Source organism: Bdellovibrionales bacterium (assembly GCA_019750295.1).
Classification (GTDB): domain Bacteria; phylum Bdellovibrionota; class Bdellovibrionia; order Bdellovibrionales; family JAGQZY01; genus JAIEOS01.
In genome coordinates this window covers 1-2,260 of the sequence record JAIEOS010000030.1, presented here as the reverse complement: position 1 = coordinate 2,260, position 2,260 = coordinate 1, and the positions used below count along the sequence as shown (strand labels likewise).

At 46.2% G+C, this 2,260-nt stretch carries 2 protein-coding genes; both read right to left on the bottom strand.

Features of this window, described 5'->3' with window-relative positions:
• Positions 1-899 (bottom strand): UDP-N-acetylmuramoyl-tripeptide--D-alanyl-D-alanine ligase (locus tag K2Q26_07900; GenBank protein ID MBY0315427.1); only part of this gene is annotated, 899 nt, incomplete at its 3' end.
• Positions 896-2,260, bottom strand: a 1,365-nt coding sequence (locus tag K2Q26_07895; GenBank protein MBY0315426.1) for a UDP-N-acetylmuramoyl-L-alanyl-D-glutamate--2,6-diaminopimelate ligase, incomplete at its 5' end; no start/stop codon positions are given. The genes K2Q26_07895 and K2Q26_07900, both read right to left, overlap by 4 nt.

Sequence of the window (2,260 nt, the reverse complement as noted above, 5' to 3'; positions counted from 1 at the left end):
ATTGTCGCTGCCGCCATTAAATTCCAAATGTTGTGCTCGCCCCACACTGGAACTTTCGCTTCGTCCCGTACACCGGCAATATGCCCACTAATGGTGAGACCTTCGAAAGTCATTGTTTTCACCTTGAGAAACACGTCCGCCTTAGGTTCCCCAAAGGTGTAAGTTTTGCCGAGTTGGGGCTTCCACTTTTCGTACATTTTTTTTGTGAAGGGATTCTCTAAATTGAAAATCCCAACACCCTTAGGGCCAAGATTCTGATAAATTTCTTCTTTAGCTGCAGCAATCTCATCCAAAGATTTAAAGTGTCCCATGTGTGCGCGGCCCACATTATTCACCATCGCAATGTTGGGAGTGGCGATTTCGCAGAGCCTTAGGATTTCACCGGAATGATTCATCCCCATCTCCACCACCGCCATTTTATGCTCTGGCGTCAGACTCAAAAGCGTGAGAGGCACTCCCCAATGATTATTAAAACTGCCCATGCTTTTTTGAACGGGATAAACCGTGCTTAAAAGTGTGAATGCAAAATCTTTTACCGATGTTTTTCCGTTACTTCCGGTCACTCCAATCACTTGGAGGTTGAGCTTCTCTCGCCAGTACTTTCCGAGCGATTGAAGCGCTTGTAACGTATCGTCAACTTGGATCCAAGTGACCTTCGAACTCAAGGCCTTAAACTCCTCATTCATTTCGCTGCTGATCACTGCAGCAACACCCTTTTCGACGCAAGCTTTGATGTAGTCATGCCCATTGTGAACGTCACCCTTGAGCGCCAGAAAAACTTTATCTTTCACATCGCCACGGGAATCTGTGGTGACGGATGTAAATTGAGTTTGGTGGGTGGAAAGAACTTTGCCGTGGGTTCCTTGAACTAAATCATCGATGGTCATATTGAGTTTCACTGCTCCCCTAAAAACTTGAGCACTTCTTCACGATCACTAAAGTGCAGTTTATCGCGGCCAATGATTTGATAATCTTCATGTCCCTTGCCCGCAATAAGTACAACATCATTTTCTGTACATAATTGACAAGCCATTTCTATGGCCTTAGCCCGATCGACTTCCGTCAAAAAGGATTTTTCACTTCCGGCAATAATCTGATTGATAATATCTTGCGGATCTTCGGTTCGAGGATTGTCCGAGGTGACTATCACGGTGCTCGCCACTTGAGCGGCCACTTTGGCCATTTCTGGACGCTTGCCGCGATCGCGATCTCCTCCGCAGCCAAAAACGCAAATGAGCTTCCCGGTGGTCACTTCTTTTAAGGTGGTCAGCGCTTTGAGAAGTGCATCGGGGGTGTGAGCGTAATCGACAAACACGTGCTTATTGGCGCGGTTGGGAATTTTTTGAAGACGGCCAGGCACACCCGGGAATTTTTCCACCGCTCGTTGAATCTGAGAATGACTGACGCCAAGAGCAAGCACCGCAGCAATGGCACCCACCCAGTTATAAACATTGTGCAATCCGGTCATCATCGTTTTGTACGAATAAATTTTATTCTGATGCGTGATTGAAAATTCGACACCCGCTAGTGAGGTTTGTTTGATCTGGAACAATAGATCCGCGGCCTGCATCCCAATCGTTAATCGAATAACGCCCTTGGGAGTTTTCGTATACTTCACGTGGGCGTCATCGTTATTAAGGATCGCAAAAACATCATCGGAAGATTTGAGATGATCTGTAAAAAGCATTTGTTTGCTCTGCCAGTAATCTTCCATGGTTTTATGATAATCTAAATGATCGCGAGATAAGTTTGTAAAGATGGCGATGTCAAAAAGAATGGGCACTCGACGTTGCTTAAGACTATGGCTCGAGACCTCCATAACAAAAGCTTTGGCCCCGAGACGGCAGAACTCATCCAAACGACGATAGAAAGTCACCGTATCGGGAGTGGTGAGATCACTCACCCAGCGATTCTCTTGGAAATGGTGGTCGATGGTGCCAATCACGCCGCACGGAATGCTGGCTTCATTGAGAATACTTTCAATCATGTAGCTCGTGCTGGTCTTTCCGTTGGTGCCGGTCACAGCAATAGAGATCATTCGTTCTTCGGGACGCTCGTAAAAAATTTTGAGTAGCTCGGCAAGAATGATTTTACTATCGAAAACCTCTAAAACTGCGCCTTTAAAATTTTCAGGAATATGATCGGCGCACTCGACAACCAGAGCCTGCGCCCCGTTCTGTACGGCCATATCGATATGATCATGTCCGTCGGAATTAATTCCACGGACCGCAACGAAAACAAAACCGGATTGAATTTTTCT